26 protein-coding genes are annotated in these 24351 nt (G+C 53.1%); 18 read left to right on the forward strand and 8 right to left on the reverse strand.

What is annotated here, in order from left to right; genetic code table 11:
* Window positions 1–29: 29 nt before the first annotated feature.
* Window positions 30–476, forward strand: a complete 447-nt coding sequence (locus I6L58_RS03590; RefSeq protein ID WP_006174798.1) for a DUF441 domain-containing protein — start codon at window positions 30–32, stop codon at window positions 474–476.
* Here I6L58_RS03590 and I6L58_RS03595 read toward each other — a convergent pair.
* Complete coding sequence (locus I6L58_RS03595; protein ID WP_088207905.1) at window positions 460–1251, reverse strand: AraC family transcriptional regulator; 792 nt, start codon at window positions 1249–1251, stop codon at window positions 460–462. The two genes, I6L58_RS03590 and I6L58_RS03595, sit on opposite strands and share 17 nt — an antisense overlap.
* 99 nt (window positions 1252–1350) lie before the next feature.
* Between I6L58_RS03595 and I6L58_RS03600 the strand changes: the two genes are divergently transcribed.
* Window positions 1351–2538 carry a CynX/NimT family MFS transporter gene (locus tag I6L58_RS03600; RefSeq protein WP_058609066.1) on the forward strand — a complete coding sequence of 396 codons (1188 nt, stop codon included), beginning with the start codon at window positions 1351–1353 and terminating at the stop codon, window positions 2536–2538.
* A gap of 33 nt (window positions 2539–2571) precedes the next feature.
* Here the strand turns inward: I6L58_RS03600 and I6L58_RS03605 are convergent, their stop codons facing one another.
* Complete coding sequence (locus I6L58_RS03605; RefSeq protein ID WP_006174795.1) at window positions 2572–3279, reverse strand: CTP synthase C-terminal region-related (seleno)protein; 708 nt, start codon at window positions 3277–3279, stop codon at window positions 2572–2574.
* A 151-nt stretch (window positions 3280–3430) separates the two neighbouring features.
* Between I6L58_RS03605 and I6L58_RS03610 the strand changes: the two genes are divergently transcribed.
* Window positions 3431–3775 (forward strand): DUF488 domain-containing protein, encoded by a 345-nt coding sequence (locus I6L58_RS03610; protein ID WP_006174794.1) that lies wholly within the window; start codon window positions 3431–3433, stop codon window positions 3773–3775.
* Here the strand turns inward: I6L58_RS03610 and I6L58_RS03615 are convergent.
* Complete coding sequence (locus I6L58_RS03615) at window positions 3770–4081, reverse strand: hypothetical protein (protein ID WP_006174793.1); 312 nt, start codon at window positions 4079–4081, stop codon at window positions 3770–3772. The two genes, I6L58_RS03610 and I6L58_RS03615, sit on opposite strands and share 6 nt — an antisense overlap.
* Window positions 4082–4161: 80 nt before the next feature.
* A complete protein-coding gene (locus tag I6L58_RS03620; RefSeq protein WP_042320506.1) occupies window positions 4162–4419 on the reverse strand; it encodes a putative hemolysin in 258 nt (85 codons plus the stop codon).
* Between the two features lie 301 nt (window positions 4420–4720).
* Between I6L58_RS03620 and I6L58_RS03625 the strand changes: the two genes are divergently transcribed.
* Genes I6L58_RS03625 through I6L58_RS23040 form a run of 3 tightly spaced genes read left to right on the forward strand, consistent with a single transcriptional unit; the run spans window position 4721 to window position 5968 of the window.
* Window positions 4721–5749: a sensor domain-containing diguanylate cyclase gene (locus tag I6L58_RS03625; RefSeq protein WP_058609068.1), complete on the forward strand. Its 1029-nt coding sequence runs from the start codon at window positions 4721–4723 to the stop codon at window positions 5747–5749.
* Between the two features lie 45 nt (window positions 5750–5794).
* Window positions 5795–5893: a YoaK family small membrane protein gene (locus I6L58_RS03630; protein ID WP_042319583.1), complete on the forward strand. Its 99-nt coding sequence runs from the start codon at window positions 5795–5797 to the stop codon at window positions 5891–5893.
* A gap of 21 nt (window positions 5894–5914) precedes the next feature.
* Window positions 5915–5968: a hypothetical protein gene (locus tag I6L58_RS23040; protein ID WP_390881724.1), complete on the forward strand. Its 54-nt coding sequence runs from the start codon at window positions 5915–5917 to the stop codon at window positions 5966–5968.
* 55 nt (window positions 5969–6023) lie between these two features.
* Here the strand turns inward: I6L58_RS23040 and I6L58_RS03640 are convergent, their stop codons facing one another.
* A complete protein-coding gene (locus I6L58_RS03640) occupies window positions 6024–6272 on the reverse strand; it encodes a GlsB/YeaQ/YmgE family stress response membrane protein (RefSeq protein WP_088207479.1) in 249 nt (82 codons plus the stop codon).
* A gap of 423 nt (window positions 6273–6695) precedes the next feature.
* Between I6L58_RS03640 and I6L58_RS03645 the strand changes: the two genes are divergently transcribed.
* Complete coding sequence (locus tag I6L58_RS03645; protein ID WP_088207480.1) at window positions 6696–8192, forward strand: EAL domain-containing protein; 1497 nt, start codon at window positions 6696–6698, stop codon at window positions 8190–8192.
* Here I6L58_RS03645 and I6L58_RS03650 read toward each other — a convergent pair.
* Together I6L58_RS03650 and I6L58_RS03655 are read right to left on the reverse strand one after the other, a co-directional pair.
* The gene (locus tag I6L58_RS03650; RefSeq protein ID WP_088207481.1) at window positions 8184–8873 is read right to left on the reverse strand and encodes a hypothetical protein; all 690 of its coding nucleotides are present in this window, start codon (window positions 8871–8873) and stop codon (window positions 8184–8186) included. The two genes, I6L58_RS03645 and I6L58_RS03650, sit on opposite strands and share 9 nt — an antisense overlap.
* A gap of 23 nt (window positions 8874–8896) precedes the next feature.
* Window positions 8897–9142, reverse strand: a complete 246-nt coding sequence (locus tag I6L58_RS03655; RefSeq protein WP_058609071.1) for a DUF2543 family protein — start codon at window positions 9140–9142, stop codon at window positions 8897–8899.
* Window positions 9143–11239: 2097 nt separating this feature from the next.
* Between I6L58_RS03655 and I6L58_RS03660 the strand changes: the two genes are divergently transcribed.
* The 4 genes from I6L58_RS03660 to I6L58_RS03675 all read left to right on the forward strand — a co-directional run bounded on the left by I6L58_RS03660 (window position 11240) and on the right by I6L58_RS03675 (window position 16126).
* Window positions 11240–11794, forward strand: a complete 555-nt coding sequence (locus I6L58_RS03660) for a fimbrial protein (RefSeq protein ID WP_058609074.1) — start codon at window positions 11240–11242, stop codon at window positions 11792–11794.
* A 60-nt stretch (window positions 11795–11854) separates the two neighbouring features.
* Window positions 11855–12532 (forward strand): fimbrial biogenesis chaperone, encoded by a 678-nt coding sequence (locus tag I6L58_RS03665; protein ID WP_140418793.1) that lies wholly within the window; start codon window positions 11855–11857, stop codon window positions 12530–12532.
* Between the two features lie 172 nt (window positions 12533–12704).
* Entirely contained in the window at window positions 12705–15068 is a 2364-nt protein-coding gene (locus I6L58_RS03670; protein ID WP_088207483.1) for a fimbria/pilus outer membrane usher protein, read from the forward strand.
* Between the two features lie 74 nt (window positions 15069–15142).
* Window positions 15143–16126 (forward strand): fimbrial protein, encoded by a 984-nt coding sequence (locus tag I6L58_RS03675; protein ID WP_254082145.1) that lies wholly within the window; start codon window positions 15143–15145, stop codon window positions 16124–16126.
* Between the two features lie 207 nt (window positions 16127–16333).
* On the opposite strand, the gene icd is transcribed toward I6L58_RS03675, so the two are convergent.
* Complete coding sequence (gene icd, locus I6L58_RS03680) at window positions 16334–17584, reverse strand: NADP-dependent isocitrate dehydrogenase (RefSeq protein ID WP_006174760.1); 1251 nt, start codon at window positions 17582–17584, stop codon at window positions 16334–16336.
* 117 nt (window positions 17585–17701) lie between these two features.
* Here icd and rluE point away from each other — a divergent pair, with 117 nt between their 5' ends.
* The 7 genes from rluE (at window position 17702) to phoQ (ending at window position 24296) form a co-directional block, all read left to right on the forward strand.
* The gene (gene rluE / locus I6L58_RS03685; protein WP_088207485.1) at window positions 17702–18355 is read left to right on the forward strand and encodes a 23S rRNA pseudouridine(2457) synthase RluE; all 654 of its coding nucleotides are present in this window, start codon (window positions 17702–17704) and stop codon (window positions 18353–18355) included.
* Between the two features lie 9 nt (window positions 18356–18364).
* Window positions 18365–18838, forward strand: a complete 474-nt coding sequence (locus I6L58_RS03690) for an NUDIX hydrolase (protein WP_058609121.1) — start codon at window positions 18365–18367, stop codon at window positions 18836–18838.
* 40 nt (window positions 18839–18878) lie between these two features.
* Window positions 18879–19991 carry a tRNA 2-thiouridine(34) synthase MnmA gene (gene mnmA, locus I6L58_RS03695; protein ID WP_006174754.1) on the forward strand — a complete coding sequence of 371 codons (1113 nt, stop codon included), beginning with the start codon at window positions 18879–18881 and terminating at the stop codon, window positions 19989–19991.
* 27 nt (window positions 19992–20018) lie between these two features.
* On the forward strand, window positions 20019–20648 hold the full coding sequence (gene hflD, locus I6L58_RS03700) for a high frequency lysogenization protein HflD (RefSeq protein ID WP_006174752.1): 630 nt from the start codon (window positions 20019–20021) through the stop codon (window positions 20646–20648).
* Between the two features lie 19 nt (window positions 20649–20667).
* Complete coding sequence (purB, locus tag I6L58_RS03705) at window positions 20668–22038, forward strand: adenylosuccinate lyase (protein ID WP_006174750.1); 1371 nt, start codon at window positions 20668–20670, stop codon at window positions 22036–22038.
* Between the two features lie 122 nt (window positions 22039–22160).
* The gene (gene phoP / locus I6L58_RS03710; protein WP_042320504.1) at window positions 22161–22832 is read left to right on the forward strand and encodes a two-component system response regulator PhoP; all 672 of its coding nucleotides are present in this window, start codon (window positions 22161–22163) and stop codon (window positions 22830–22832) included.
* A complete protein-coding gene (gene phoQ / locus I6L58_RS03715) occupies window positions 22833–24296 on the forward strand; it encodes a two-component system sensor histidine kinase PhoQ (protein WP_088207486.1) in 1464 nt (487 codons plus the stop codon). It abuts the gene before it with no gap.
* Window positions 24297–24351: the final 55 nt, after the last annotated feature.

Consider the following 24351-nt stretch of genomic DNA (forward strand, 5'->3'; position numbering starts at 1 on the left):
GGCTTACTCTTTTTGGCAAGGATCCCGTCATGTTTGACCCTACTCTGCTCATTCTTCTGGCCCTGGCTGCGCTCGGTTTTGTCAGCCATAACACCACCGTCGCGATCTCTATTCTGGTGCTGATCATCGTCCGCGTGACCCCGCTGAACACCTTCTTCCCGTGGATAGAAAAACAGGGGCTTACCCTCGGGATTATCATTTTGACCATCGGGGTGATGGCTCCCATCGCCAGCGGTACGCTTCCCGCCTCCACGCTGCTGCACTCCTTCGTCAACTGGAAATCGCTGGTGGCGATTGCGGTCGGGGTATTTGTCTCGTGGCTGGGTGGGCGCGGCGTCACGCTGATGAGCAGCCAGCCCTCGCTGGTGGCCGGTTTACTGGTGGGCACGGTGCTGGGGGTGGCCCTCTTTCGTGGCGTACCGGTGGGGCCGCTGATTGCCGCCGGTCTTGTCTCGCTGTTTATTGGGAAGTCGTAGTCAGGTTGGCGATGTAGCGCGCCGGAGTCTGGCCTAATCCTTTTTTAAACATGGTGATAAACGCGGTGGTCGAGTCATACCCCAGCGACTGTGCCGCGTCCTGTACCGACTTCCCACCAATCAATAATTGCAGCGCGACAATCAGCTGCAATTGATGCCGCCAGCGACGAAAGCTCAACCCGGTCTCTTTGACCACCAGCCGCGCCAGGTTGCGCTCGCTCATGGCAAAATGGCTTGCCCACTGCCCCAGTGTTTGCCAGGCCGCCGGCTCTTTCGCCATTTTCTCGCTCATCATGCGGATTTTGGGATGCGGAGAGACAGGCAGCTGGAGATGCTCTTGGGGCTGCAGCGGCAGCTCGTCAAACAGCACATCCACCAGCCGCGCGGTGGCAGGCTCATGCAGCTGCTCCCGGGCTTTATCCGCCAGGGCCAGAATCAATTCCCGCACCAGCGGTGATATTTTGAGCGTGCAGCAGCGCTCCGGCAGGCCGAGCGTGCCGGGTTCAATAAACAAAAAGCACAGCTGTGCACCGGGCGTGGCGGTATTACTGTGGGGCATCTGGCCGGGGATCCACACCGCGTACTGCGGGGGTACCATCAGCATGGCGTTTGCGACGTCGCAGGTTATCGCGCCCCCCAGCGCCAGGATCAGCTGGCCTTTGCGGTGCTGGTGCAGCGCAATGTGCTGCTCCTCGGCGACGACGCGGATGCGAAACGCCACTGCCGCATCGTGCTGGCTGTCCGGATCGTAGCCATCCAGGCCGAGACTGTTCATCATATTGTCCGATTTTAGCGATAAACTGTCATTTTAGCCTGATTTCAACCGCGCAGAAAATCGGTATTGTGTGCCCTCGCTTGAACGTATGAGAACATAATGACTACTGCTATTCGCACTTCAGGAAAACAGGGTGCGCTGCTGATCGCAGGTATCCTGATGATTGCCACAACGCTGCGCGTGACCTTTACCGGTGCCGCGCCGCTGCTCGACACCATCCGTCAGGACTATGGCCTTAGTACAGCGCAAACCGGCCTGCTGACGACCCTGCCTTTACTGGCGTTCGCGCTGATATCACCGCTTGCTGCAGGCGTAGCCCGACGCATCGGCATGGAGCGCAGCCTGTTCATCGCCATGCTGTTGATCTGCGCGGGAATTGGCGTGCGTTCCCTGCCGTCCGCCACGCTGCTGTTCGTCGGAACGGCGGTGATCGGCTGCGGTATCGCACTGGGTAACGTGCTCCTGCCGGGGCTTATCAAGCGTGATTTTCCGGGCCAGGTTGCGAAACTGACCGGCGCCTACTCCCTGACGATGGGGGCCTCTGCTGCGCTAGGCTCTGCGCTGATTGTGCCCCTGGCGTTAGGTGGCGCGGGCTGGCACGGCGCGTTGCTGATGCTGATGATCTTTCCGCTGGCGGCGCTGTTGCTGTGGTTACCCCAGTGGCGTCAGGCGCCTGCCGCCACGGTGACCGGGGCCGGTGCGCTGCACAACCGCGCCATCTGGCGCTCGGGGCTGGCCTGGCAGGTGACGCTGTTTTTAGGCATCAACTCGCTGATCTACTACGTCATTATCGGCTGGCTGCCGGCGATCCTGATTAGCCACGGCTATAGCGAAACCCAGGCGGGCTCCATGCATGGACTGCTTCAACTGGCGACCGCCGTACCCGGGCTTGCCGTGCCGTTGATCCTCCATCGGCTGCGCGATCAGCGCGGGATCGCCGGGCTGGTGGCCCTGATGTGCGCCGTCAGCGCGGCAGGTTTCTGGTTTGCGCCTGATATGGCGGTGGTGTGGACGCTGGTGTTTGGTTTTGGCTCCGGGGCCACGATGATCCTTGGCCTGACGTTTATCGGCCTGCGCGCCAGCTCTGCGCACCAGGCGGCGGCGCTGTCGGGAATGGCGCAGTCGATTGGCTATCTGCTTGCGGCATCCGGCCCGCCGCTGATGGGGAAAATTCATGATACGGCGGGAGACTGGCACATCCCACTGCTGGCCTGTGCGCTGGCCGCCGTAGTGATGGCCGTGTGCGGCGTGTTTGCCGGGCGTGACCGGGTCATCGCGCCCCGCTAACGACTCAGGCAGACCCGGTGGTCTGCCTGTTTTTTATTCCCGTGCGGCGCGCAGCATCGCCTGCACCAGCACAACCGGACGTCCCTCAAGCGCAGCACGCTCGTGCTGGAACAGGGTGATCACAAAGAAAGGATGCGCCACAAGCTCGGCTGCGCGGACCTCGCCATTTTCATCCCAGCCCGTGACACGCATAGCGCCGCTCTCCAGCTCCTGCGCAAATTCCGCTGACACGCCATAATTGCAGTGATATCCCTCGCGGATCTCGTCTTTGCCATAGGCTTTGGCAATCAGGGTATTACTGCGCAGTTCGATGACGTCGGTTTGCTCAACCAGAGAGCAGGCCAGCGGCGCGATAACCCATCGCCCTTCCGCGTCGGTCTCGGCATGGCTCGCATCATCCCAGCCCAGTACGTTACGCGCGTATTCAATCAGCGCATGCTGGAACCCGCCGCAGGTGCCCAGGAAGGGAACGCTGTTTTCACGCGCGTAGCGCGCGGCAATAAAGGCCGCCTGCGTGTTTTTATAAGGGCTTGCAGGCACCAGCCAGATGGCATCGTAGCCAACCAGATCTTCGGGACTGGTCAGCTCGGTCGTCGCAATCCAGTCGTAGTCCGCCGTGAGCTCCAGAACAGCGGCAGCGTCGTCAATAGCCAGCGGGATGGCCTGGTGCGCAATAACCTCGGGATTGTAATCGCCGACCAGCGCAATGCGCAGCGTCGTTTTAACCGGAAGATGTTCCATGGGGGGATTCCTTACGCCTGTGGAGTATTCAATAACATAAGGAACCTCAGACTACCGATCTTTTGCAGTTCTCACAATACCTTAAATTGGGTGGGCATACCTGAGGTGCTATAGTGAACCCGCGAACACATTGCGGCATTAAGGAGGGAAAATGATCCAGATTAAACGCGTGTATGAGCAGGCCAGTGCGGAAGATGGCTACCGGGTGCTGGTGGACAGGCTGTGGCCACGCGGGGTGAAAAAAACCGACCTCGACTGTAACGAGTGGTGTAAGACGCTCGCCCCATCAGGCGAGTTACGCAAGGCGTTTCACAGCGAAACGATCGACTTTACGGCCTTTAGCAAGGCATACAAAAAGGAGCTGGCGCACCATCGGGATGAAGGCCAGCGCCTTGCTGAACGGGCAAAAAATCAGACCGTTACCTTGCTCTACGGCGCAAAAGATAAAACGCAGAATCACGCCCTGGTGCTGGCGGACTGGCTGCGTCATTTATGAACGCGTAAGCGCCTGCTCATCCTGCGTTTGCAGGGCGTTATCCGGAGTAAGCGGCATGAGATGTTCCGGGCGCACGAACGCAAAGCCGTGCTGGTTATCGAAGGCGTAAACATCGCCCGTAACCAGCCAAAGCGCGCGCTCTGAGGTAGTGGGTAACTGCGTCATCACGCCGTTTACCGGGTTCACAAAACGCTGGCCCGGCTGGCACAGGCCAAACAACTCTACAGACTTACCGATATTACGACGCCCTGCCGTCGTGCGGGCACCGATGATTATCGCGAGGCTGCCCGGTTTTAGCTGAAACATACTTCTCTCGTGGTCATAAGGGCCAGAAACTGGCTAAGAATAATCCTAAAGAGAAGTGTAGCGTACTCTTAATACCGCTGTCACCTGGCAGGTTGCGGATGATCGCGACGGAAGAGCTCCCACTCCTCAATCACCTCGCCACTGGGCAGTTTACACTCGGTGCGGACACCCTGCGGGCTCTGAACGGGGATCTGCTCTCCCCCTTTTTCCAGGCAATAGACAGAGGCGGGATTGGCCATGCCGATGGTCTGCGGCGGTTTCGGCGCGTCGGGCGGTGTGGAATGGGTGGTACACGCGGCAAGGGGCAAGGCCAGAGCCAGTAGCAAATATCTCTTCATTTTCATCCTCCTGAATTTCATGAACGTTAGGGTAACGGGTCGGCCGCGCTTTCTCCATGATTTCTCCATCATAACTGCACTTTTGATGCGTAATCTCATGCCTGTTCTCGATATGACCAGAGAACATCATTCCGTAATCAAGATGTTTTGCCCCGGTTCACCATCGGGGCTTTTTTTCTTTTCGCCCCCCCTTTCTGAATATATAAAATTTCTTATATTCATGTTTTACTATGGCTGAAGTCTAAAATTTCAGCATAACATGCAGATGCGGACGTCTTCTGCATGGGAGTTTATCTACGTCATGTCGGATACTATCCTTGCCCGGGTTTCTGAAACCCTCTCTACCGAGCAATCTCTTGAAAGCCTTGTTCGCCAGCTGCTGGAAATGCTGGAGATTGTGACCGACATGGAGTCGACCTACCTGACGAAAGTCGATATCAGCGCGCGACTGCAGCATATTTTGTACGCCCGCAACAGCAAACAGATGCAGATCCCCGAAGGACTGAGCGTCCCCTGGGGCGATACGCTGTGCAAGCGGGCGCTGGACAGCAATGCGATTTTCAGTAACGAGGTGGCTGTGCGCTGGGCCGACTGCGACGCGGCGAAGGCATTGGGGATAACCACCTACGCCAGTATCCCGATCTATCTTGCTGATGGCTCGCTGTACGGTACGCTGTGCGCGACCAGCACGCAGAAAAAGCAGCTCAGCGATCGCGCCGAGCAGGTACTGAGACTGTTTGCAGGATTGATTGCCCAGTACATCCAGAAAGAGTCCCTCCTTTCCCAGTTACGGGAAGCCAACGCGGCGCTTATTGCGCACTCCTACACGGATGCCCTCACCGGGTTACCCAACCGACGCGCGATATTTGAGAACCTCAACACCCTGTTCTCGCTGGCGCGGCACCTGAAGCGCCACGTCATTATTGCCTTTATCGACCTCGATGATTTCAAATCCATTAATGACCGTTATGGACACGAAACCGGCGATCGTTTCCTGATTGAAGTGGGTAAACGCCTGACGGCGGCACAAACCCAGGACGATATTATCGGCAGGCTGGGGGGCGATGAGTTTATGGTGGCCTGTCTGAGCGTTTGCGACATTGACGATGAACACGCGCAGATAACCCCGCTTAAAACCCGACTGAGCGCCTGTATTGCCGGTGAGTACCGGCTGGATAACGTACATATCGTTTATCCCGGTGCGAGTCTTGGGGTGATTGCCGTCGATCCAGCCAAAACCGATGCCGACAGCGCATTGCGTGCGGCGGATATCGCGATGTATCAGGATAAAAAAGGGAAAAGCAAAACAGGCTTTCTCATGATGGATTAACCCCGTACACTCTGGGGCGTTTGATAAACCGAAACAGGTGATAGCATGAGAATCGGAATCCTCTTCCCGGTCGTGATCTTTATCACGGCGTTAGTTTTTCTGGCATGGTTTTTTGTCGGTGGTTACGCCGCGCCGGGGGCATAAATGAGAAAGACAACAATTATTATGCTGCTGGTGGCTGTCGTCGCCGTTGCCGGAACGCAGCTTGGCTGGTGGTGACACCCGCGCATAAAAAAGGCCGCCATCAGGCAGCCTTTTTCAACGCATCTTGAACTTAGCTTTTGATTTTTCTGTAGATAAACAGAACAACCAGCGCACCAATCACCGCGACGGCAAAACTGCCGAAGTTGAATCCGTCCACTTTACCGAATCCGAACAGGGTGCTGATCCAGCCGCCAACCATCGCGCCGATAATACCCAGTATTACGGTGACGATAAAACCACCGCCATCTTTGCCCGGCATAATCCACTTCGCCAGGATACCCGCAATCAGACCAAAGATAATCCAGGATAAAATTCCCATAGCTTTCCTCTCCGTATGGTTTTTGTCGTTAAATCAACAACACGGAAAAGCATAGCACAGGATTTCAGAAAGGAAATTTGTGATAAGCATCACAGTGCCTGACTGCCTGTTTAATGAGCTATCAAAAAAAATCGTGCTCCACACGAAACCTGGGGTTGCATCTTCAGTTGAGAAAGATTATCTTTCTCAATACTGAATAGTTGAGCAAAACACTCAGGTATTCAGTACGACATTGCTCACATTGCTTCCAGTATTTCTTGCCCACTTTTTAGTGGGCTTTTTTTTGCCTGACGCATCGCGTGGCGCAGGCCCTCCCTCACCCGCCAGGCAAAAGCCAACGCTCCCCACCAGGATCATCAGGCTTGTCCCTGTTCAGCCCTGTGTTAAAATTTCGGCCTCAGGGAGCTGACAGGACACAGGAAAATGAAAAAGATCATTGCCGTTGCGATCGTTTCAACACAGTTGGTTCTGCTGTCTCTCTACGCTGTTAATGCGGTTATCGTCGAACAGCAGCAGAGTAAGCAGCATGAAATTGCCCATACGTTTTTACGCTACTCTGAAAGCCTAACCCTGAGCGTGGCGAGCACGCTCAAGCGCACGTCCTCGCAGGGGTGCGATAACGCGAGCCTGGACGGCTTCAGGAAAATAAAGCTCAACAGCCTCTATTTTGATGACATTGGCATAATTAAAGACGGGCACGTCATCTGCACGGCTTTCTGGGGCAAGCTGCCCTCCCCGGTTGCGCTTCCAGCCGAACTTCATACCACCCCCAACGGCTTTACCCTGGCGCAATTCTCGCAGCCTGATTTTTTCACCGGCAACGCGGCGATTTATCACAATGTGATTATTTTCACCTCGCAACACGCCTACGATAAATTCAGCCCCGTCACCGCAACCTATTCGCTCAGCTCAACAACCAAAGATTTTGGCAGAACCTTCTTCTCAACCGCGCCATCGGATCAGCGTAGCTGGTTACGGTCATCGTTATTTACGCTGAGCGAGACGCAGTGCAGTACGCGTTGGGATCTCTGCGTGACGGTAAAACATCATGATGCCGGTCTGGCATCCTTATCCGTTACGGTCTTTATTCTCCTGTGCGTGGTTTTCTATTTTATCTGGCTCTCCCTGACGCTGTTTTCGATTCGGCTCTATGAAGACCGATCCTCGCTTGAGCGGACGCTGGTCAGGGCAGTGAAAAACAACACCATCGATGTGCACTACCAGCCGGTCGTGCAAATCAGCAGTCATAAAACCGTGGGTGTAGAAGTGTTATCCCGCTGGCGGGACAACGCGCATACGGACGTTTCGCCTGAACTCTTTATTCCGTTGATTAAAAAGATCGGGTTGTATAACACCTACTACCGCAACATGATCAAAAAATCTCTCTGCGAAATTGCGCCACTTGCCCGCCAGCATCAGCTGATGATCTCCCTTAACGTGGGCCGGACGGAAATTGAAGACGGGCAGTTTATCGATCTGATCCGCCGTGAGTGCCAGCTGAATGCTATCCCGCTGTCGTTAATCAAAATCGAGCTGTCTGAAAATGCGGTGTCACACGCGGGTATACTGGAGGATTTTTGCAAGGCGCTACATTCAGCGGGCATAAATATTTCGATAGACGATTTTGGGGTACAAAATTCGAATCTCGCCAGGCTGTCGGACCTTGAGTACGACGAGATCAAAATCGATAAATCGCTGGTGGATGGTATTAACGAGCATTACAAGCGGGACATTTTTGTTATTTTCAGCGACGCGCTCTCAAAGCTCAATAAGACGCTGGTGTTTGAGGGGGTGGAAAATGAGGCGCAGTATCGCTTTATCGCCGGGCGCTATCCCAGCGCCCTGATTCAGGGGTGGTATTTCTCAAAGTCCCTGACCATTGAAGAATTATCAAAACGGCTGACGAGCACATCACGCTGAAGTGGCCCCAACGGGCCAGCGCGCCGTCCAGTTGTAATTGATACGCACCAGCTGGAGTTTTCCCGCCACGTCCCCGTAGCGCTGCGTCCGATGCTGCAGGAAAAACACCCTGAGATATTCCGGCATACGAGCAGCCTGATAGCGCAGCAGCGTGGTATGCCAGAACGGCGCTGGCAGGGGCACATTTTCATGTCTGGCGAGCAGCTCGTTTCTCCACGGCGTGTTAAGAACTGCCTCACAAAAAGCCTTGCGCCAGGCCACTGCCGTCGGGTTAGGTATGCCGGCCAGCAGCAGTTGTCCCGGTAAGGCCACCAGCCTTAATTCATTGATCCTGATGGATTGCCCGTCATAAGGTGCCCATGCGTGGGGGAGCGCCTCGACATGCGACGGAAGGTGTTGATGAGCCTCATAAAGCGGTAACGTCAACGGTAAAAAGGTAAAATGGAAACCGTCCACGGGCTGAAGATCCGCACGCGGATCGTGGTGCGTGAGCGTATGCAGCGCAGTGAAAAGCCCGGTGATTTCCGCCGACATCGGCGGCTGAAACCCCGTTGCCAGGGCAAATTTATGCGGTGCGTAGTACGCAGGTATCGGGCCGTCGGTGTCAGCGTGCTCTTGCCACCGCGCCAGCGTGCTACTGCTGGTCGAGTCGTAAAGCGCGTCCAGGTCTGATGCGTCCATTTCACCTACCGGTTATTGATGGCCTACTCGTTGCCCCAGGTATTCAGGAAGTTAGCGATATCGTCGATGCGGCTGGCCTTGATACCGGCCTGCTCAGCCATCTCCTTTTGCGCCTCTTCGCTGATCTCCCCGCTATCCGTGAGGCGCGTGATCAACAGCTGAAAATAGTGTGCCAGCGGCGTACGCTCCTCTTCATTAACCGGTTCGGCCGCTTCCGTCGCGTACTCATCTGTAATGTCATAATATTTCAGTGGAATGTCGTTGTTCATAGCATGTCTCTTATGTGAGCGTGAGTAATGGTGTAAGCCAGCAGTCGAGTATAGAGAATGCCCCCTGCCCCTGGCGAGTCTGTTCGACATAAAAAAAAACGGGAACCCAACGGCTCCCGTTATTCATAACCCAGAATCTGGATGACATGTTTGCAACAATTGTGCTTTTCATGTCTTAAACAATCCGGTCTGCGGATTCAAACCATTCCATGTCATCACCGTGAAAGACCAGACTGCACTTATTGCTCTGATTTCATTCTGGAGCAGTACGAGTGTCACATAAACTTTATTCGTCCCATAGGGTGGTGCCAGGCGAAAGCATTATGCTGCCGTATATCTACTTCCTTTCACTCGTCCTCCGGTGATCTGCGGGCAAAAATGATGACATGCCAGGTCTGTTTTGCCTGTAAAACGCATCGGTCATTATTGTTAATTCGAGTTGAGAAAATTGATCCGGGACGGTCTTTCTTAACATGTTATTGATTTTTATGCTTTTTTTTGCATTGCGAAGCACTTAAAGCATTTTAAAATGTAAATAAATTTCAACTTTTGTCAGTTTTCGCTTGGAAAAATCGCAAAAATTGTCATGAAAAATCCTAAATTAACCCTATTAAGATTAGGTTTAACAGAATTAGGTTACCTTTGTAACTTATTGATTTAAAAATGTTGTTTATTTTTTGCAGGTCTTTTTGCTATTTATATGTGAATTTTAGTTAAAAATAATTTTGTAAATTTTATGTTCTACAATGCGACGCCTTGAAACATCAATGCAACATTTGTGTTTTTAAACTTAAAAAATCTCACCAAATGGATTTTTGTGTCGCATTTAATGCCTTTTGCAGTGTTTTACTTTGATAAATTAGTCCCATTGTCACATTTTCTCCATTTTAATAACATTTCATTGCATCAGATGAACACCGAAAACCTTTCGAATGGAGAAGGCGCCGACATGGAAATGGGAAAGATAAACTTCTAAGGAGTCTTTGTGCCTTTTGTCTCTGACGAGCTTCTGTATGGATACACGATTTTCCAACATCTTGAGTATCGGCTTTCAACAAGAACGCTTATCAATACCAAGAATGGACGTATTAAAAGATTCGGTACGACGAAAGCGAGACTGTTCGAGTATCTCCTGGCGGGGATGGATAGTGAAATTGTGTACGATAATGACATTATCGTACACGTTTTTGATGATTATGGACTCCGGTGCTCGAAATCCTATTTGTTGTCCATGATGAAAAAAATCCAGAACGCGTTTAATACCGTGGGCTTTGAACGATACCCTTTTACAAGAATGTATGGGAAAGCGTACAAAATAGACTGCGAATCTTTAGAGCGCATATATGTTTTCAAACCTTCTTCACAATGACAATGAAAAATTACATAAGGAATGAATTTTGACGGCGCTATTAGTTTTTTCACGAAACTTCCCAATGAGGCAGGCAATTACTTCGTTGACCTCAGCCAGGGGGGAAGTATTCTACTTTGACAACCGGTTGGAATTTTTAGTAAGCGCGACCATCCTGGACAAGTCCTACATTCTTATCGATACGATAGGAGAAAATAGCGAGAACATTCGATGGCTCTATTACCGACTCGCGGCAAGGGGGCTGCTACGCCTAACCTATTTTATTGCGCCTGAGGATAATGCGGGGAACGTTTTTTTAAAAATTTTCCGACTCGTCACCACGCTTAAAGATCTTAAGCAATTGTGCGAGCGCGCCTCTAAACATCGGACAACAGAAAGTCCATGCGTATTAAAAGACATGCTTTACCAGAGGCTATCGATGCGACTGTCAGACGATCATTTAAATTTTCTACTGAGGGTTTATGATGAATCGACGAGCCAGTATCGGATAAGAAATAAATATGAAACCAATAAGAATTACTACGTGCGAAATCGTCTGGCATTAGGCAATGGACTGGAGATGAAACAGCTTATATTACTTTTATCAACGCAAAACCTGAGGTGCTAATAGATAAATAATCATTATTCATTGCATCGAACGAAAAACTCTTATTTTGCGGCCTTGTTCCGCCCTTCCTGCGCAAAATTTAATTTTGCGCAGATACCTTCAATCCTGAGGATATATAGCTATGCAAATGAAGTTAAGTAGTGTCTTTCGAAATATGGTCGCGGCTGCAGCCGTTTCTGGAATCACTTTTGCAGCCGTCGCAGCCGATGGACAGATCAATTTTACCGGTACCATTCTGGATTCGGCCTGTACGATTGATACCAATACGGCAAATCAAACCGTCAATCTCGGCAAAATCCCGAAAAGCTCGTTCAACGCGGCCGGGGCCGTTGCTGCCGCAACCCGCTTCAGCATTGTGTTGAACAACTGCCCTGCGGCCGTGACCTCTGCCTCCATCAAGTTTGATGGGAATGCGGACAGTTCGGACACCAGTATTCTTGCGCTGAACAGCGGTCAAACGGCGAAAGGCGTTGGCGTTGCATTTTATGAAGAAGATGGCATCACCGCGATTCCGCTGGCTACCCAATCCAGGAGCATCACGCTTGACACTAGCGCAGGCGAAGAAGTCGCTAACAGTAATAAGATGACTTTCGTGGCGAAATATAAGGCGACGCAGGCTGCCGTGGTTGCGGGTACTGCAAACGCAACATCAGATTTTACCATTACCTATCAGTAATACGCCGGGCGTACCTTAGGTGCGCCCTGTTGTCTCTTGCTGGAATGTCGGGGAAGAAGGATGAGTCAACTTATTCGAACGATTATATTATTAAGCGCTTGCTTGTTCTCCATGATGGGTCAGGCCAGCATTACCGTCGGCGGAACTCGCTTAGTTTATAATGAGACTGAAAACGAAGCCTCACTCCCTGTGAGCAATAGTCAGGATGCTGTACCCTATTTAATTCAGTCATGGGTTGAGTTAAGTGAGAACTCGAAAGAGCAGGTTCCTTTTATTGTGACACCGCCGCTTTTCCGCCTCGATGGTGGCCATGAAAATGCGCTGCGAGTCATTTATACAGGCGAGAAAGTGCTCCCTGAAAATCGCGAATCTGTTTTTTGGCTTAACGTTAAGTCTATTCCTTCAATGACCCGCTCCGATGAAAATCGACTGCTGATTGCCGTTAAGACGCGGATGAAGCTTTTTTTCCGACCTGCGGCCCTGGCGTCAGAAAAAGCAGATGAGGCATGGACACAATTAACGTTTAAGTCCCACGACGGACGTCTGGTAATTAATAATCCGACGCCGTTTTATGTTTCGCTTTATTCATTAAAGGTTGGCAATAAAACTATTACCCAGCCTCCAATGATTTCACCCTTTAGTACCGAAACGGTGGCTGGCAGTGGAAAACAGGTTAGCTGGAAAGCCATAAATGATTTTGGTGGCGTCACGACAGAAAAGCGCCAAACGCTGAAATGAAAAATATTATCAACGCGTTATGTCACTCTCGCAGGTAAGCAAGGTGAATACTTTTTCTTATTCTCGAAATACATTTTTCTCTGGTTCGTTGCCACACCGCGCAAGTCGACTCTCGGCGATAGCGACTTTTATTTTGGGCGTTTTTCCCGCAGCCGCAGGCGATCTTTATTTCATGGCAGATGCGCTTGAAAAAACACACTCGACGTCCCAGGGCATCGATCTGGCACGCTTCGAGCGTGGAGAGCAGTTACCCGGTACCTACAGGGTAGAAATATGGCTTAATGAAAATTATATTCGAACGGAAAATATCTCTTTTATACCTGTAAACGGAGTCGGGTTGGCGCCTGAGCTTAACCGTGGAATGCTGGAATCACTCGGCGCCAGGGTTGATGCATTTCCTGAATTAGCCATGCTGCCGGCCGAGGCCATTATTACCGATCCCGGCGCATTTATACCGGATGCCACCACCCGGCTGAATTTTGACAAGCAGAGACTGGATATCTCTATTCCTCAGTCGGCGCTTAGCGCGCGCGCGCGCGGCACCGTTGACACGTCGCTCTGGAACCAGGGCATTTCTGCACTGCTGGTCAATTACAGCATCAATGGATCGCGCAACTGGAGCAGGGACGGTGATACCCAGGATCAGTTTTATACCAACCTGCAAAGCGGCATTAACGTTGGGCCGTGGCGCCTGCGTAACTACAGCACCGCGACGAAGAACAACGGAAAACAGTCATTTTCGTCGCTGAATACCACCCTGAGCCGCGACGTCCAGTTTTTGAGAGCGCAGTTTCAACTGGGGGAAACCAGTACTCCCGCCGACGTGTTTGACAGCGTGATGTTTCGCGGCGCACAGATTTTTTCTGACGACACGATGCTACCGGAAAGCTTGCGCGGCTTCGCCCCTATCATTCGGGGGATAGCCCGCACCAATGCTACGGTTACCGTGAAGCAAAACGGTTACACGGTTTATCAAACCTACGTGGCGCCCGGCAGCTTTGAAATTCGCGATCTCTATCCTACGTCGGCGAGCGGCGATCTGGACGTAACCGTCACCGAAGCCGACGGCAGCGTCCAGCATTTTGTGCAGCCTTTCTCTGCGGTTCCCGTCATGTTGCGGGAAGGACGCGTAAAGTATGCGTTGAGCGGAGGAGAGTACCGAACCACGAAGAGTGGTGCCCAAACGCCCTCATTCGGTCTGGGCACGATGGCCTATGGCCTCTCCAATAATCTCACGCTGTACGGCGGCCTCCTGGGAGCGAGTAACTATGCGTCCGGGGTCCTGGGTACCGGCTTAAGCTTTGGCGATATAGGCTCACTGTCGGCCGACATAACCGTTGCCGATAGCAAACTCGTTGATGAGAAAAAACGCCGCAGCCGGGGACAGTCCTATCGCGTGCAATATTCTAAAACGGTGGCCACAACCGACACCACCGTGACGCTCGCCAGCTATCGCTACTCTACAGAGGGATTTTATACCTTTCAGGAAGTGAATGAATTTAGCAGCCAGCGCTACAACAAGCGGAGCCGCCTGCAGCTCAACCTTAGCCAGTCGCTACAAACCTGGGGTAACTTTTATATTTCGGCATACCAACAAGACTACTGGAGCAAGCGGGGCTATGAACGCAACGTCAGCACCGGTTTTAACACCAGTATTAGCGATATTAATTACTCGCTCGGCTACACCTACAGCGAAACGCCGGGCAAAGACCGTAAAGATCAGATTGTAGCCTTTAGTTTGCAGGTGCCGCTGAGCAAATGGCTGCCGCAAAGCTGGGCCAGCTACAGCGTGAATATGCAAAAGAACGGCGCTGAGACGCACCAGGTCGGACTGAGCGGCACCGCGCTCGCCGATAATAACCTGAGCTACCTGGTCCAGCAGGGTTATACCTCGTCGGGCGGGGAATCGAGAAGCTCTCTGAGTGGTACCTATAAGGGCGGCTACGGCACCGTGAGCGCGGGCTACAACCACAGTCGACAGAACAGCCAGCTGAATTTTGGCCTGCAGGGTGGGATCGTCGGCCATAACCATGGCGTGACATTCTCTCAGCCGCTGGGAGATACCGTTGTGCTACTGGAAGCGCAGGGTGCATCCGGCGTGAGAGTTCGCAATAACCCCGGCGTGAAAACGGACTGGCGCGGATACGCAGTGGTGCCCTATGCCAGTGCCTATCAGGAAAACCGTATTGCAATTGACACCGGTTCACTGGGAGCAGATGTGGATGTTGCCGAATCCGTGGTCAAGGTTGTGCCTACGCGCGGTGCCGTGGTACGCGCTACGTTCAAGGCGCGAACGGGAGTCCGTGCCTTGATAACGCTGATGTATCAGAACACGCCTGTGCCCTTTGGCGCGATGGTAAAGCTCAACGAAAGCGATGCGATGAGCATTGTGGGGAATGACGGCGAAGTCTATATGAGTGGCCTGAACGACGGTGATGGCATAACGGTACAGTGGGGAGCAAAAACCTGCCGCGCCAAAATAACCTTGAACGTATTACCGGGTAAAATTCATCGTACTACCGCGACATGTCGTTAACTTTCTGATTGCGTTGATTCGCATTATTACTTTTGCGAGAGAAGGCTTACGCCTCGCCTAAAATGAAGGAACATATGATGTCCACCGTATTTAAAATCGCGACGGCTGCTATGGTTTGCGCTATCTCTATGAATGCTTTTGCGCTGTGTTCTGCAAACGACGTAACGGTCAACTTCGATCACAATATCGTCGTTCAGCGGGATGCGCCCGTAGGGACGGTATTAGCAACGCTAACCACCCGTAATCCCATAAAATGTGACCCTGAGGGGCAGCAAATTGGATACGATGGCTCATGGTTTATTCAGCTCTCTGGAGCAAATGCGGATTATGGCGCCTCTCCGTTGGCCAACGTTCGGGCGACGGAGGTCCCGGGCATCGGCATCCGATGGAAAAACTTTTCCAGCACTACCGGAACCAGCGAGTTTGTCTCCAGGATGAACCTGAATAACGCGAGCTGGAGGCGAGGGGTCCTTCAGAATGGGGTATCAACCTTCACAGATACCTTTGAACTGATCAAAACTAGCACCACCCCATTAACGGGCTCTATACCCGCGTTGACGCTAAATATGGAATACAGCACGCCGGTCAGCAATAACATTCAACGCCTGCCGCTTTATAAGTATATATTTTCGCCGATGAATATCAGCACCGCATCCTGTCAGATTGAAGATAAAAACCTGAATATTAATATGGGTATTGCGCTGTTGCCGAAGTTCAATGGCGTGGGCAGCACCCAAAATTCGGTGACGTTTTCCATACCGCTTATCTGTAGTGAACAGACCGCAGTAAATGTCACTCTGGATAACGTCAGCCCGCTTGCCGATCCAGCCAACGGCGTACTGGGGTTAAATAGCAACTCGACAGCAAAAGGTCTGGGCATTCAGCTAAAATATAACGATGCGCCCGTTCAGTTCGGCAAACTTATCAAATATGGCACGGCAGCCTCGCCAGGGGAGGTCGTCAATATTCCCTTCAAGGCCGCATATTACATGACCTCAGCGAATGCACAATCAGGCTCGGTGAGCGCCACGGCATCATTTACCATGACCTATCGTTAACTCTTAATTTAAATGGTCTGATGCGCGATAAGCGAAAGGAGCCCGCCGGCCTAATGCCGGTCATTTAAGTTGAATGGCTTTGTTTTTTTAAGGGCTATGTTGATGCGTTTGGCCTGGCTTGAATGAGCGGTTTTGATAACCATTCGAACACTAATAAAAAAAACGGGAACCAGCTGGCTCCCGTTCTTCTTTAACCCATACTCTGGATTACATGTTCGCGATAATCGCGTCGCCAAACTCTGAGCATTTCAGCAGTTTCGCGCCTTCCATCAGACGTTCGAAATCGTAAGTTACGGTTTTCGCGTTAATCGCGCCTTCCATACCTTTAACGATCAGGTCTGCGGCTTCGAACCATTCCATATGACGCAGCATCATTTCTGCGGACAGGATGATAGAGCCTGGGTTCACTTTGTCCTGGCCTGCATATTTTGGTGCAGTACCGTGGGTCGCTTCGAACAGCGCGCACTCGTCACCGATGTTTGCGCCTGGCGCAATACCGATACCGCCAACCTGTGCAGCCAGCGCATCGGAGATGTAGTCACCGTTGAGGTTCATACAGGCGATAACGTCGTACTCGGCAGGACGCAGCAGGATCTGCTGCAGGAACGCATCGGCGATCACATCTTTAATGATGATCTCTTTACCGGTGTTCGGGTTCTTGATTTTCTGCCATGGGCCGCCGTCGATCAGCTCACCGCCGAACTCTTCGCTCGCCAGCTGGTAGCCCCAGTCTTTGAACGCGCCTTCGGTGAATTTCATGATGTTACCCTTATGAACCAGGGTCACGGAGTCACGGTCGTTGGTAATAGCATAGTCAATGGCTGCGCGAACCAGACGCTTGGTCCCTTCTTCGGAGCACGGCTTGATGCCGATACCGCAATGTTCCGGGAAGCGAATTTTCTTCACGCCCATCTCTTCGCGCAGGAATTTAATCACTTTTTCTGCATCAGCAGAGTCCGCTTTCCACTCGATACCCGCATAAATATCTTCTGAGTTTTCGCGGAAGATAACCATGTCGGTGAGTTCAGGATGTTTAACCGGGCTTGGGGTGCCCTGATAGTAACGGACCGGACGCAGACACACGTACAGGTCAAGCTCCTGACGCAGTGCGACGTTCAGGGAACGAATACCGCCGCCGACCGGGGTGGTCAGTGGGCCTTTAATGGCTACGCGGTAGTCGCGGATCAGGTCCAGCGTTTCGGCTGGCAGCCAGACATCCTGGCCATAAACATGCGTTGATTTTTCACCGGTGTAAATTTCCATCCAGGAAATTTTACGCTCGCCTTTGTAGGCTTTCTCAACAGCGGCATCAACCACTTTCAGCATTGCCGGGGTAACGTCTACACCGATACCGTCACCTTCGATGAACGGGATAATTGGATTGTGAGGAACGTTAATCTTGCCGTTTTGCAGGGTGATCTTTTTACCTTCCGCCGGAACAACTACTTTGCTTTCCATTAACCTCTCCTTCGAGCGCTTCTGGTTGTTACTGATCTTATGTTAATAAATTGTAATGAGCCTTCCGATAGTACCTGATTGTCCGACGCCATGAAAGGTCTTCGTTATTAGGCTATAATGCGGCAATTGATACAGCCTGAAAATACCATGAAGAAAACTTCTTTTAGAAAACACCGGGTTGAGCGATTCAGCTCACAACAAGCCACCAGAAGCCCAAAGAAAACCCAGCCAACGCGGGTGATTCTGTTCAATAAACCCTACGATGTTTTGCCGCAGTTTACTGACGAAGCCGGACGCAGCACGCTCAAGGATTACATCCCCGTTCAGGGGGTTTACGCCGCCGGTCGTCTCGATCGCGATAGCGAAGGCTTACTGGTCTTAACCAATGATGGCGCACTTCAGGCGACGCTCACCCAGCCGGGGAAACGTACCGGAAAAATCTATTTTGTGCAGGTTGAGGGCGAACCGGATGAAGACGCCCTGGCGAAACTGCGCACGGGCGTGACGTTAAACGATGGCCCCACGCTTCCGGCCGGAGTTGAACTTGTCAGCGAACCCGAGTGGTTATGGCCGCGCAATCCGCCCATTCGCGAGCGCAAATCGATTCCGACCAGCTGGCTCAAAATCACCCTTTATGAAGGCCGTAACCGTCAGGTGCGCCGCATGACGGCCCACGTTGGCTTCCCTACGCTGCGCCTGATCCGCTACGCCATGGGTCGCTACACGCTGGATTCCCTGGCAAACGGCGCATGGCGAGACATTGCCCCTTAAGGAGAAATGATGTTTAAACCGCATGTTACGGTCGCCTGCGTGGTGCACGCGCAGGGCAAATTCCTGGTCGTTGAAGAGACCATCAACGGCAAGGCGCTGTGGAACCAGCCTGCCGGGCATCTTGAAGCCGACGAAACGCTGGTACAGGCTGCCAGACGCGAGTTGTGGGAAGAGACCGGGATCCACGCCGAACCGCAGCATTTCGTCCGTATGCACCAGTGGATTGCCCCGGACCATACCCCTTTCCTGCGTTTCTTATTTGCCGTCGAACTTAACGAAACATGCGCTACTGAACCGCACGATGACGATATCGATCGCTGCCTGTGGGTCACTGCCGAGGAGATCCTGAACGCGCCAAACCTGCGCTCGCCGCTGGTTGCCGAAAGCATCCGCTGCTGGCAGTCCGCCGCGCGCCTGCCGCTTGAGGTTATCGGCGAGTTTAACTGGCCGTTTACAGAGGGTGTCAATGGTGGGGTGGCGTGATAGAATACGCCGCCTTGAAGTTCAATGTCGTGAGTATTCCATGTCAGATAACAGCCAGAAAAAAGTGATCGTCGGCATGTCCGGCGGTGTCGATTCCTCCGTTTCCGCCTACCTGTTGCAACAGCAGGGTTATAAGGTGGAGGGCCTGTTCATGAAGAACTGGGAGGAAGACGATGGCGAGGAATATTGCACCGCTGCTGCGGATCTTGCCGATGCGCAGGCCGTGTGCGATAAGCTCGGCATTGAGCTACACACCGTTAACTTTGCCGCAGAATACTGGGACAACGTCTTTGAACTCTTCCTCGAAGAGTATAAGGCGGGCCGCACGCCAAACCCGGATATTCTGTGCAACAAAGAGATCAAATTTAAAGCCTTCCTGGAATTCGCCGCTGAAGACCTGGGCGCAGATTATATTGCGACCGGCCACTACGTGCGTCGTGCAGATGTGAATGGCAAAAGCCAGCTGCTGCGCGGTCTGGATGGCAATAAAGATCAGAGCTACTTCCTTTATACGCTGAGCCACGAACAGATCGCCCAAAGTCTGTTCCCGGTTGGCGAACTGGAAAAGCCGGAAGTGCGTAAAATCGCCGAAGCGCTGGACCTGATCACCGCCAAGAAAAAGGACTCGACCGGCATCTGCTTTATCGGCGAGCGTAAATTCCGTGAATTCCTCGGGCGCTATCTCCCTGCACAGCCGGGCAAAATCGTCACCGTTGACGGCGATGAAATCGGTCAGCATCAGGGGCTGATGTACCATACCCTTGGTCAGCGTAAAGGGCTGGGTATTGGCGGCACCAAAGAGGGAAGCGAAGATCCGTGGTACGTGGTCGACAAAGATGTCGAAAACAATATATTGATTGTCGCTCAGGGCCATGACCATCCGCGCCTGATGTCCGTAGGGCTGATTGCGCAGCAGCTGCACTGGGTCGATCGCGAGCCGGTAAAAGGCACCCTGCGCTGCACGGTGAAAACGCGCTACCGTCAGACCGATATTCCCTGCACCGTCACCGCGCTCGACGACGATCGCATTGACGTACGTTTCGACGAGCCGGTTGCCGCCGTCACGCCGGGCCAGTCCGCGGTGTTTTACAGCGGTGAAATTTGCCTGGGCGGTGGGATCATTGAACAGCGCCTGCCGCTGCCCGCTGTTTAACACGATTGCACACATAAAGGAGAACGTGTGGCGAAGAACTATTACGACATCACCCTGGCGCTGGCAGGAATTTGCCAGTCAGCCCGTCTGGTGCAACAGTTAGCGCATCAGGGTCATTGCGACGCTGACGCCCTGCACGTTTCACTTAACAGCGTTATCGACCTCAACCCCGGCTCCACGCTGGGGGTTTTCGGCGGCAGTGAGACGAACCTTCGCCTCGGTCTTGAAACCTTACTCGGCGTGCTCAATGCCAGCAGTCGCCAGGGTTTAAACGCCGAACTGACTCGCTACACCTTAAGCCTGATGGTGCTGGAGCGTAAGCTCAGCGCCGCGAAAGGTGCGCTGGATACCCTGGGCGATCGCATCGCGGGGCTTCAACGCCAGCTCGATCACTTTGATCTGCAGTCTGAAACCCTGCTGAGCGCCATGGCCGGTATTTATGTCGACGTGATCAGCCCGCTGGGGCCGCGTATTCAGGTCACCGGCTCCCCTGCCGTTCTGCAAAGCCCACAGGTGCAGGCGAAAGTTCGCGCTTCGCTGCTGGCTGGCATTCGTGCCGCCGTGCTGTGGCATCAGGTTGGCGGTGGCCGCCTGCAGTTAATGTTTTCTCGTCAACGCCTGACAACTCAGGCAAAACAAATTCTTGCTCATTGTTAACCTCCCGGAGTTGCGAATTATGGAATTATCCTCACTGACCGCCGTTTCCCCTGTCGACGGACGCTACGGCGATAAAGTCAGCGCGCTGCGCGGGATCTTCAGCGAATACGGTCTGCTGAAGTTCCGCGTACAGGTAGAAGTGCGCTGGCTGCAAAAGCTGGCCGCTCAGGCAGCAATCAAGGAAGTTCCTGCTTTTGACGCCCAGGCAAACGATTACCTCGATAAAATCGTCGCCGACTTCAGCGAAGAAGATGCCGCGCGCATTAAAACAATTGAACGCACCACCAACCACGACGTTAAAGCGGTTGAGTATTTCCTGAAAGAAAAAGTGGCAAGCGTCCCTGCGCTGCAGGCGGTGTCGGAATTCATCCACTTCGCCTGCACCTCTGAAGACATCAATAACCTGTCACACGCGCTGATGCTTTCCACCGCACGCAAAGACGTGGTGCTGCCTTACTGGCGCAAAATCATTGATGCGGTAAAAGCGCTGACCGTAGAGTACCGTGATATTCCGCTGCTTTCCCGCACTCACGGCCAGCCAGCCACTCCCTCTACCATGGGTAAAGAGATGGCCAACGTGGCGTACCGTATGGAACGCCAGTATCGCCAGCTGGAACAGGTTGAGATCCTCGGAAAAATCAACGGCGCGGTAGGTAACTATAACGCCCACATCGCCGCCTACCCGGAAGTGGACTGGCATCAGTTCAGCGAAGAGTTCGTGACCTCTCTGGGCATTCAGTGGAACCCGTACACCACCCAGATTGAGCCGCACGACTACATCGCCGAGCTGTTCGACTGCATCGCGCGCTTTAACACCATTCTGATCGACTTCGATCGCGACGTGTGGGGCTATATCGCGCTTAACCACTTCAAGCAGAAAACCATCGCCGGTGAAATTGGCTCTTCCACCATGCCGCACAAGGTTAACCCGATTGACTTCGAAAACTCCGAGGGCAACCTGGGCCTGGCGAATGCCGTACTGCAGCACATGGCGAGCAAACTGCCGGTTTCCCGCTGGCAGCGCGACCTGACCGACTCCACGGTGCTGCGTAATCTCGGCGTGGGTATCGGCTACGCGCTGATCGCCTATCAGTCTACCCTGAAGGGTGTGAGCAAGCTGGAAGTGAACCGCGACCGTCTGCTGGACGAACTGGATCACAACTGGGAAGTGCTGGCAGAGCCGATTCAGACCGTTATGCGCCGCTACGGCATTGAAAAACCGTATGAGAAACTGAAAGAGCTGACGCGCGGGAAACGTGTGGATGCAGAAGGCATGAAACAGTTTATCGACGGTCTGGCACTGCCGGAAGAAGAGAAAACCCGCCTGAAAGCGATGACTCCTGCCAATTACATTGGCCGCGCAACCACCATGGTTGACGAGCTGAAGTAATCTCCCTTCCCCCTTTTCGCCTGAAAAGGGGGTTGCTTTTCACTGGTTTATTCAATGTTTATCCCCAAAACAACATAATCGGCGTTAAACTATTCATACCATTTATTTAGGGAGAACAGATGATGCGCGTATTGGTTGTTGAGGATAACGCATTGCTACGCCACCACCTGAAAGTGCAGCTTCAGGAGATGGGACATCAGGTGGACGATGCCGAAGATGCGAAAGAAGCGGATTATTATCTCAATGAACACCTGCCGGATATCGCCATCGTCGATTTAGGTTTGCCCGATGAGGACGGTCTGTCGCTGATCCGTCGCTGGCGCAGCCATGACGTCTCCCTGCCGGTGCTGGTGCTGACCGCCCGTGAAGGCTGGCAGGACAAAGTAGAAGTCCTCAGCGCAGGCGCGGACGATTACGTCACCAAGCCGTTTCATATTGAAGAGGTGGCCGCACGTATGCAGGCGCTGCTGCGCCGCAACAGCGGGCTGGCCTCGCAGGTTATCTCCCTGCCGCCGTTCCAGGTTGACCTCTCCCGTCGTGAATTCTCGATTAACGATGAGGTGATTAAACTCACCGCGTTTGAATACACGATTATGGAAACGCTGATCCGCAACAACGGCAAGGTCGTCAGCAAAGATTCCTTAATGCTCCAGCTTTATCCCGATGCGGAGCTGCGTGAAAGCCACACCATCGACGTGCTGATGGGACGTTTACGCAAAAAAATTCAGGCACAGTATCCGCAGGATGTGATCACGACGGTGCGTGGTCAGGGCTATCTGTTCGAATTACGCTAAATGAAAGGGATCGTACGCCATCTTTTCCCCCTCTCTTTGCGGGTTCGCTTTCTGCTGGCCACCGCAGCCGTGGTGCTGGTGCTCTCCCTCTCTTATGGGATGGTGGCGCTGGTCGGCTATAGCGTGAGCTTTGATAAAACGACCTTCCGCCTGCTACGTGGCGAAAGTAACCTGTTTTACACCCTGGCGAAGTGGGAAGATAACCACATCACCGTGGACATGCCTGAACACCTGAACCAGCAAAGTCCGACGCTGGCGATGATTTATAACGAAAAAGGCAAACTGCTGTGGGCCCAGCGCGATGTCCCGTGGCTGAAAAAGCGTATTCGACCGGAATGGCTCAAGACCAACGGTTTTCATGAGATTGAGGCCGACCTTAACGCCTCCAGCGTGTTGCTGCGCGACGATCGTTCTCTGCAGCAAAAACTGAACGAGATCCGCGAGGATGATGACGACACAGAAATGACCCACTCCGTCGCCATTAATCTCTATCCTGCCACCATGAATATGCCACAGCTGACTATCGTGGTGATCGACACGATCCCGGTTGAGCTTAAACGCTCTTATAAGGTCTGGAGCTGGTTCGTGTACGTTCTGGCGGCCAACCTGCTGCTGGTGATCCCGCTTCTATGGATTGCCGCGTGGTGGAGCCTGCGCCCAATTGAGTCGCTGGCGAAAGAGGTACGTGAGCTGGAAGAGCATCATCGTGAGAAGCTTAACCCCGAAACCACGCGCGAACTGACCAGCCTGGTGCGTAACCTCAACCGTCTGCTGAAAAGCGAGCGGGAGCGCTATGATAAATACCGCACCACGCTTACCGACCTTACCCATAGCCTGAAAACGCCGCTGGCGGTGATGCAGAGTACGCTGCGGTCGATGCGCGGCGAAAAGCTTAGCGTCGACGAGGCCGAGCCGGTGATGCTGGAGCAAATCAGCCGTATCTCCCAGCAAATTGGCTACTACCTGCACCGGGCCAGCATGCGCTCCGGCAGCGCGTTGCTCAGCCGCGAACTGCACCCGGTCGCTCCGCTGCTGGATAACCTGACGTCGGCGCTGAACAAGGTTTACCAGCGTAAAGGGGTGAACATTAGCCTGGATATTTCGCCGGAGATCAGCTTCGTCGGTGAAAAAAATGACTTCATGGAAGTGATGGGCAACCTGCTCGATAACGCCTGTAAATATTGCCTGGAGTTTGTGGGAGTCTCCGCCCGCCAGACGGATAACGAGCTGCACATTATCGTCGAGGATGATGGTCCCGGTATTCCCCATAACAAACGCGACGTCGTTTTCGATCGCGGACAGCGTGCCGATACCCTGCGACCCGGCCAGGGCGTGGGATTATCCGTCGCACGCGAGATTGTCGATCAATACGATGGCAAGATAGACACCGGCGATAGCCTGCTCGGCGGCGCGCGAATGGAAGTGATTTTTGGCCGTCAGCAGCCCACATCGGATAATAGTTAAGCCGTTATGTGAAAAAAGCGATGATCTCGCACGCAGGCTCCCGTCCTTCCGTTAT

It is taken from the genome of Enterobacter cancerogenus, from assembly GCF_019047785.1.
Taxonomy (GTDB): Bacteria; Pseudomonadota; Gammaproteobacteria; order Enterobacterales; family Enterobacteriaceae; genus Enterobacter; species Enterobacter cancerogenus.

What these genes read in the sequence shown, in the direction of transcription:
- I6L58_RS03590 (WP_006174798.1), top strand. Translation starts at nt 30, where the DNA reads ATGTTTGACCCTACTCTGCTCATTCTTCTGGCCCTGGCTGCGCTCGGT.
- I6L58_RS03595 (WP_088207905.1), bottom strand. Translation starts at nt 1,251, where the DNA reads ATGAACAGTCTCGGCCTGGATGGCTACGATCCGGACAGCCAGCACGAT.
- I6L58_RS03600 (WP_058609066.1), top strand. Translation starts at nt 1,351, where the DNA reads ATGACTACTGCTATTCGCACTTCAGGAAAACAGGGTGCGCTGCTGATC.
- I6L58_RS03605 (WP_006174795.1), bottom strand. Translation starts at nt 3,279, where the DNA reads ATGGAACATCTTCCGGTTAAAACGACGCTGCGCATTGCGCTGGTCGGC.
- I6L58_RS03610 (WP_006174794.1), top strand. Translation starts at nt 3,431, where the DNA reads ATGATCCAGATTAAACGCGTGTATGAGCAGGCCAGTGCGGAAGATGGC.
- I6L58_RS03615 (WP_006174793.1), bottom strand. Translation starts at nt 4,081, where the DNA reads ATGTTTCAGCTAAAACCGGGCAGCCTCGCGATAATCATCGGTGCCCGC.
- I6L58_RS03620 (WP_042320506.1), bottom strand. Translation starts at nt 4,419, where the DNA reads ATGAAGAGATATTTGCTACTGGCTCTGGCCTTGCCCCTTGCCGCGTGT.
- I6L58_RS03625 (WP_058609068.1), top strand. Translation starts at nt 4,721, where the DNA reads ATGTCGGATACTATCCTTGCCCGGGTTTCTGAAACCCTCTCTACCGAG.
- I6L58_RS03630 (WP_042319583.1), top strand. Translation starts at nt 5,795, where the DNA reads ATGAGAATCGGAATCCTCTTCCCGGTCGTGATCTTTATCACGGCGTTA.
- I6L58_RS03640 (WP_088207479.1), bottom strand. Translation starts at nt 6,272, where the DNA reads ATGGGAATTTTATCCTGGATTATCTTTGGTCTGATTGCGGGTATCCTG.
- I6L58_RS03645 (WP_088207480.1), top strand. Translation starts at nt 6,696, where the DNA reads ATGAAAAAGATCATTGCCGTTGCGATCGTTTCAACACAGTTGGTTCTG.
- I6L58_RS03650 (WP_088207481.1), bottom strand. Translation starts at nt 8,873, where the DNA reads ATGGACGCATCAGACCTGGACGCGCTTTACGACTCGACCAGCAGTAGC.
- I6L58_RS03655 (WP_058609071.1), bottom strand. Translation starts at nt 9,142, where the DNA reads ATGAACAACGACATTCCACTGAAATATTATGACATTACAGATGAGTAC.
- I6L58_RS03660 (WP_058609074.1), top strand. Translation starts at nt 11,240, where the DNA reads ATGCAAATGAAGTTAAGTAGTGTCTTTCGAAATATGGTCGCGGCTGCA.
- I6L58_RS03665 (WP_140418793.1), top strand. Translation starts at nt 11,855, where the DNA reads ATGAGTCAACTTATTCGAACGATTATATTATTAAGCGCTTGCTTGTTC.
- I6L58_RS03670 (WP_088207483.1), top strand. Translation starts at nt 12,705, where the DNA reads ATGGCAGATGCGCTTGAAAAAACACACTCGACGTCCCAGGGCATCGAT.
- I6L58_RS03675 (WP_254082145.1), top strand. Translation starts at nt 15,143, where the DNA reads ATGATGTCCACCGTATTTAAAATCGCGACGGCTGCTATGGTTTGCGCT.
- icd (WP_006174760.1), bottom strand. Translation starts at nt 17,584, where the DNA reads ATGGAAAGCAAAGTAGTTGTTCCGGCGGAAGGTAAAAAGATCACCCTG.
- rluE (WP_088207485.1), top strand. Translation starts at nt 17,702, where the DNA reads ATGCGGCAATTGATACAGCCTGAAAATACCATGAAGAAAACTTCTTTT.
- I6L58_RS03690 (WP_058609121.1), top strand. Translation starts at nt 18,365, where the DNA reads ATGTTTAAACCGCATGTTACGGTCGCCTGCGTGGTGCACGCGCAGGGC.
- mnmA (WP_006174754.1), top strand. Translation starts at nt 18,879, where the DNA reads ATGTCAGATAACAGCCAGAAAAAAGTGATCGTCGGCATGTCCGGCGGT.
- purB (WP_006174750.1), top strand. Translation starts at nt 20,668, where the DNA reads ATGGAATTATCCTCACTGACCGCCGTTTCCCCTGTCGACGGACGCTAC.
- phoP (WP_042320504.1), top strand. Translation starts at nt 22,161, where the DNA reads ATGCGCGTATTGGTTGTTGAGGATAACGCATTGCTACGCCACCACCTG.
- phoQ (WP_088207486.1), top strand. Translation starts at nt 22,833, where the DNA reads ATGAAAGGGATCGTACGCCATCTTTTCCCCCTCTCTTTGCGGGTTCGC.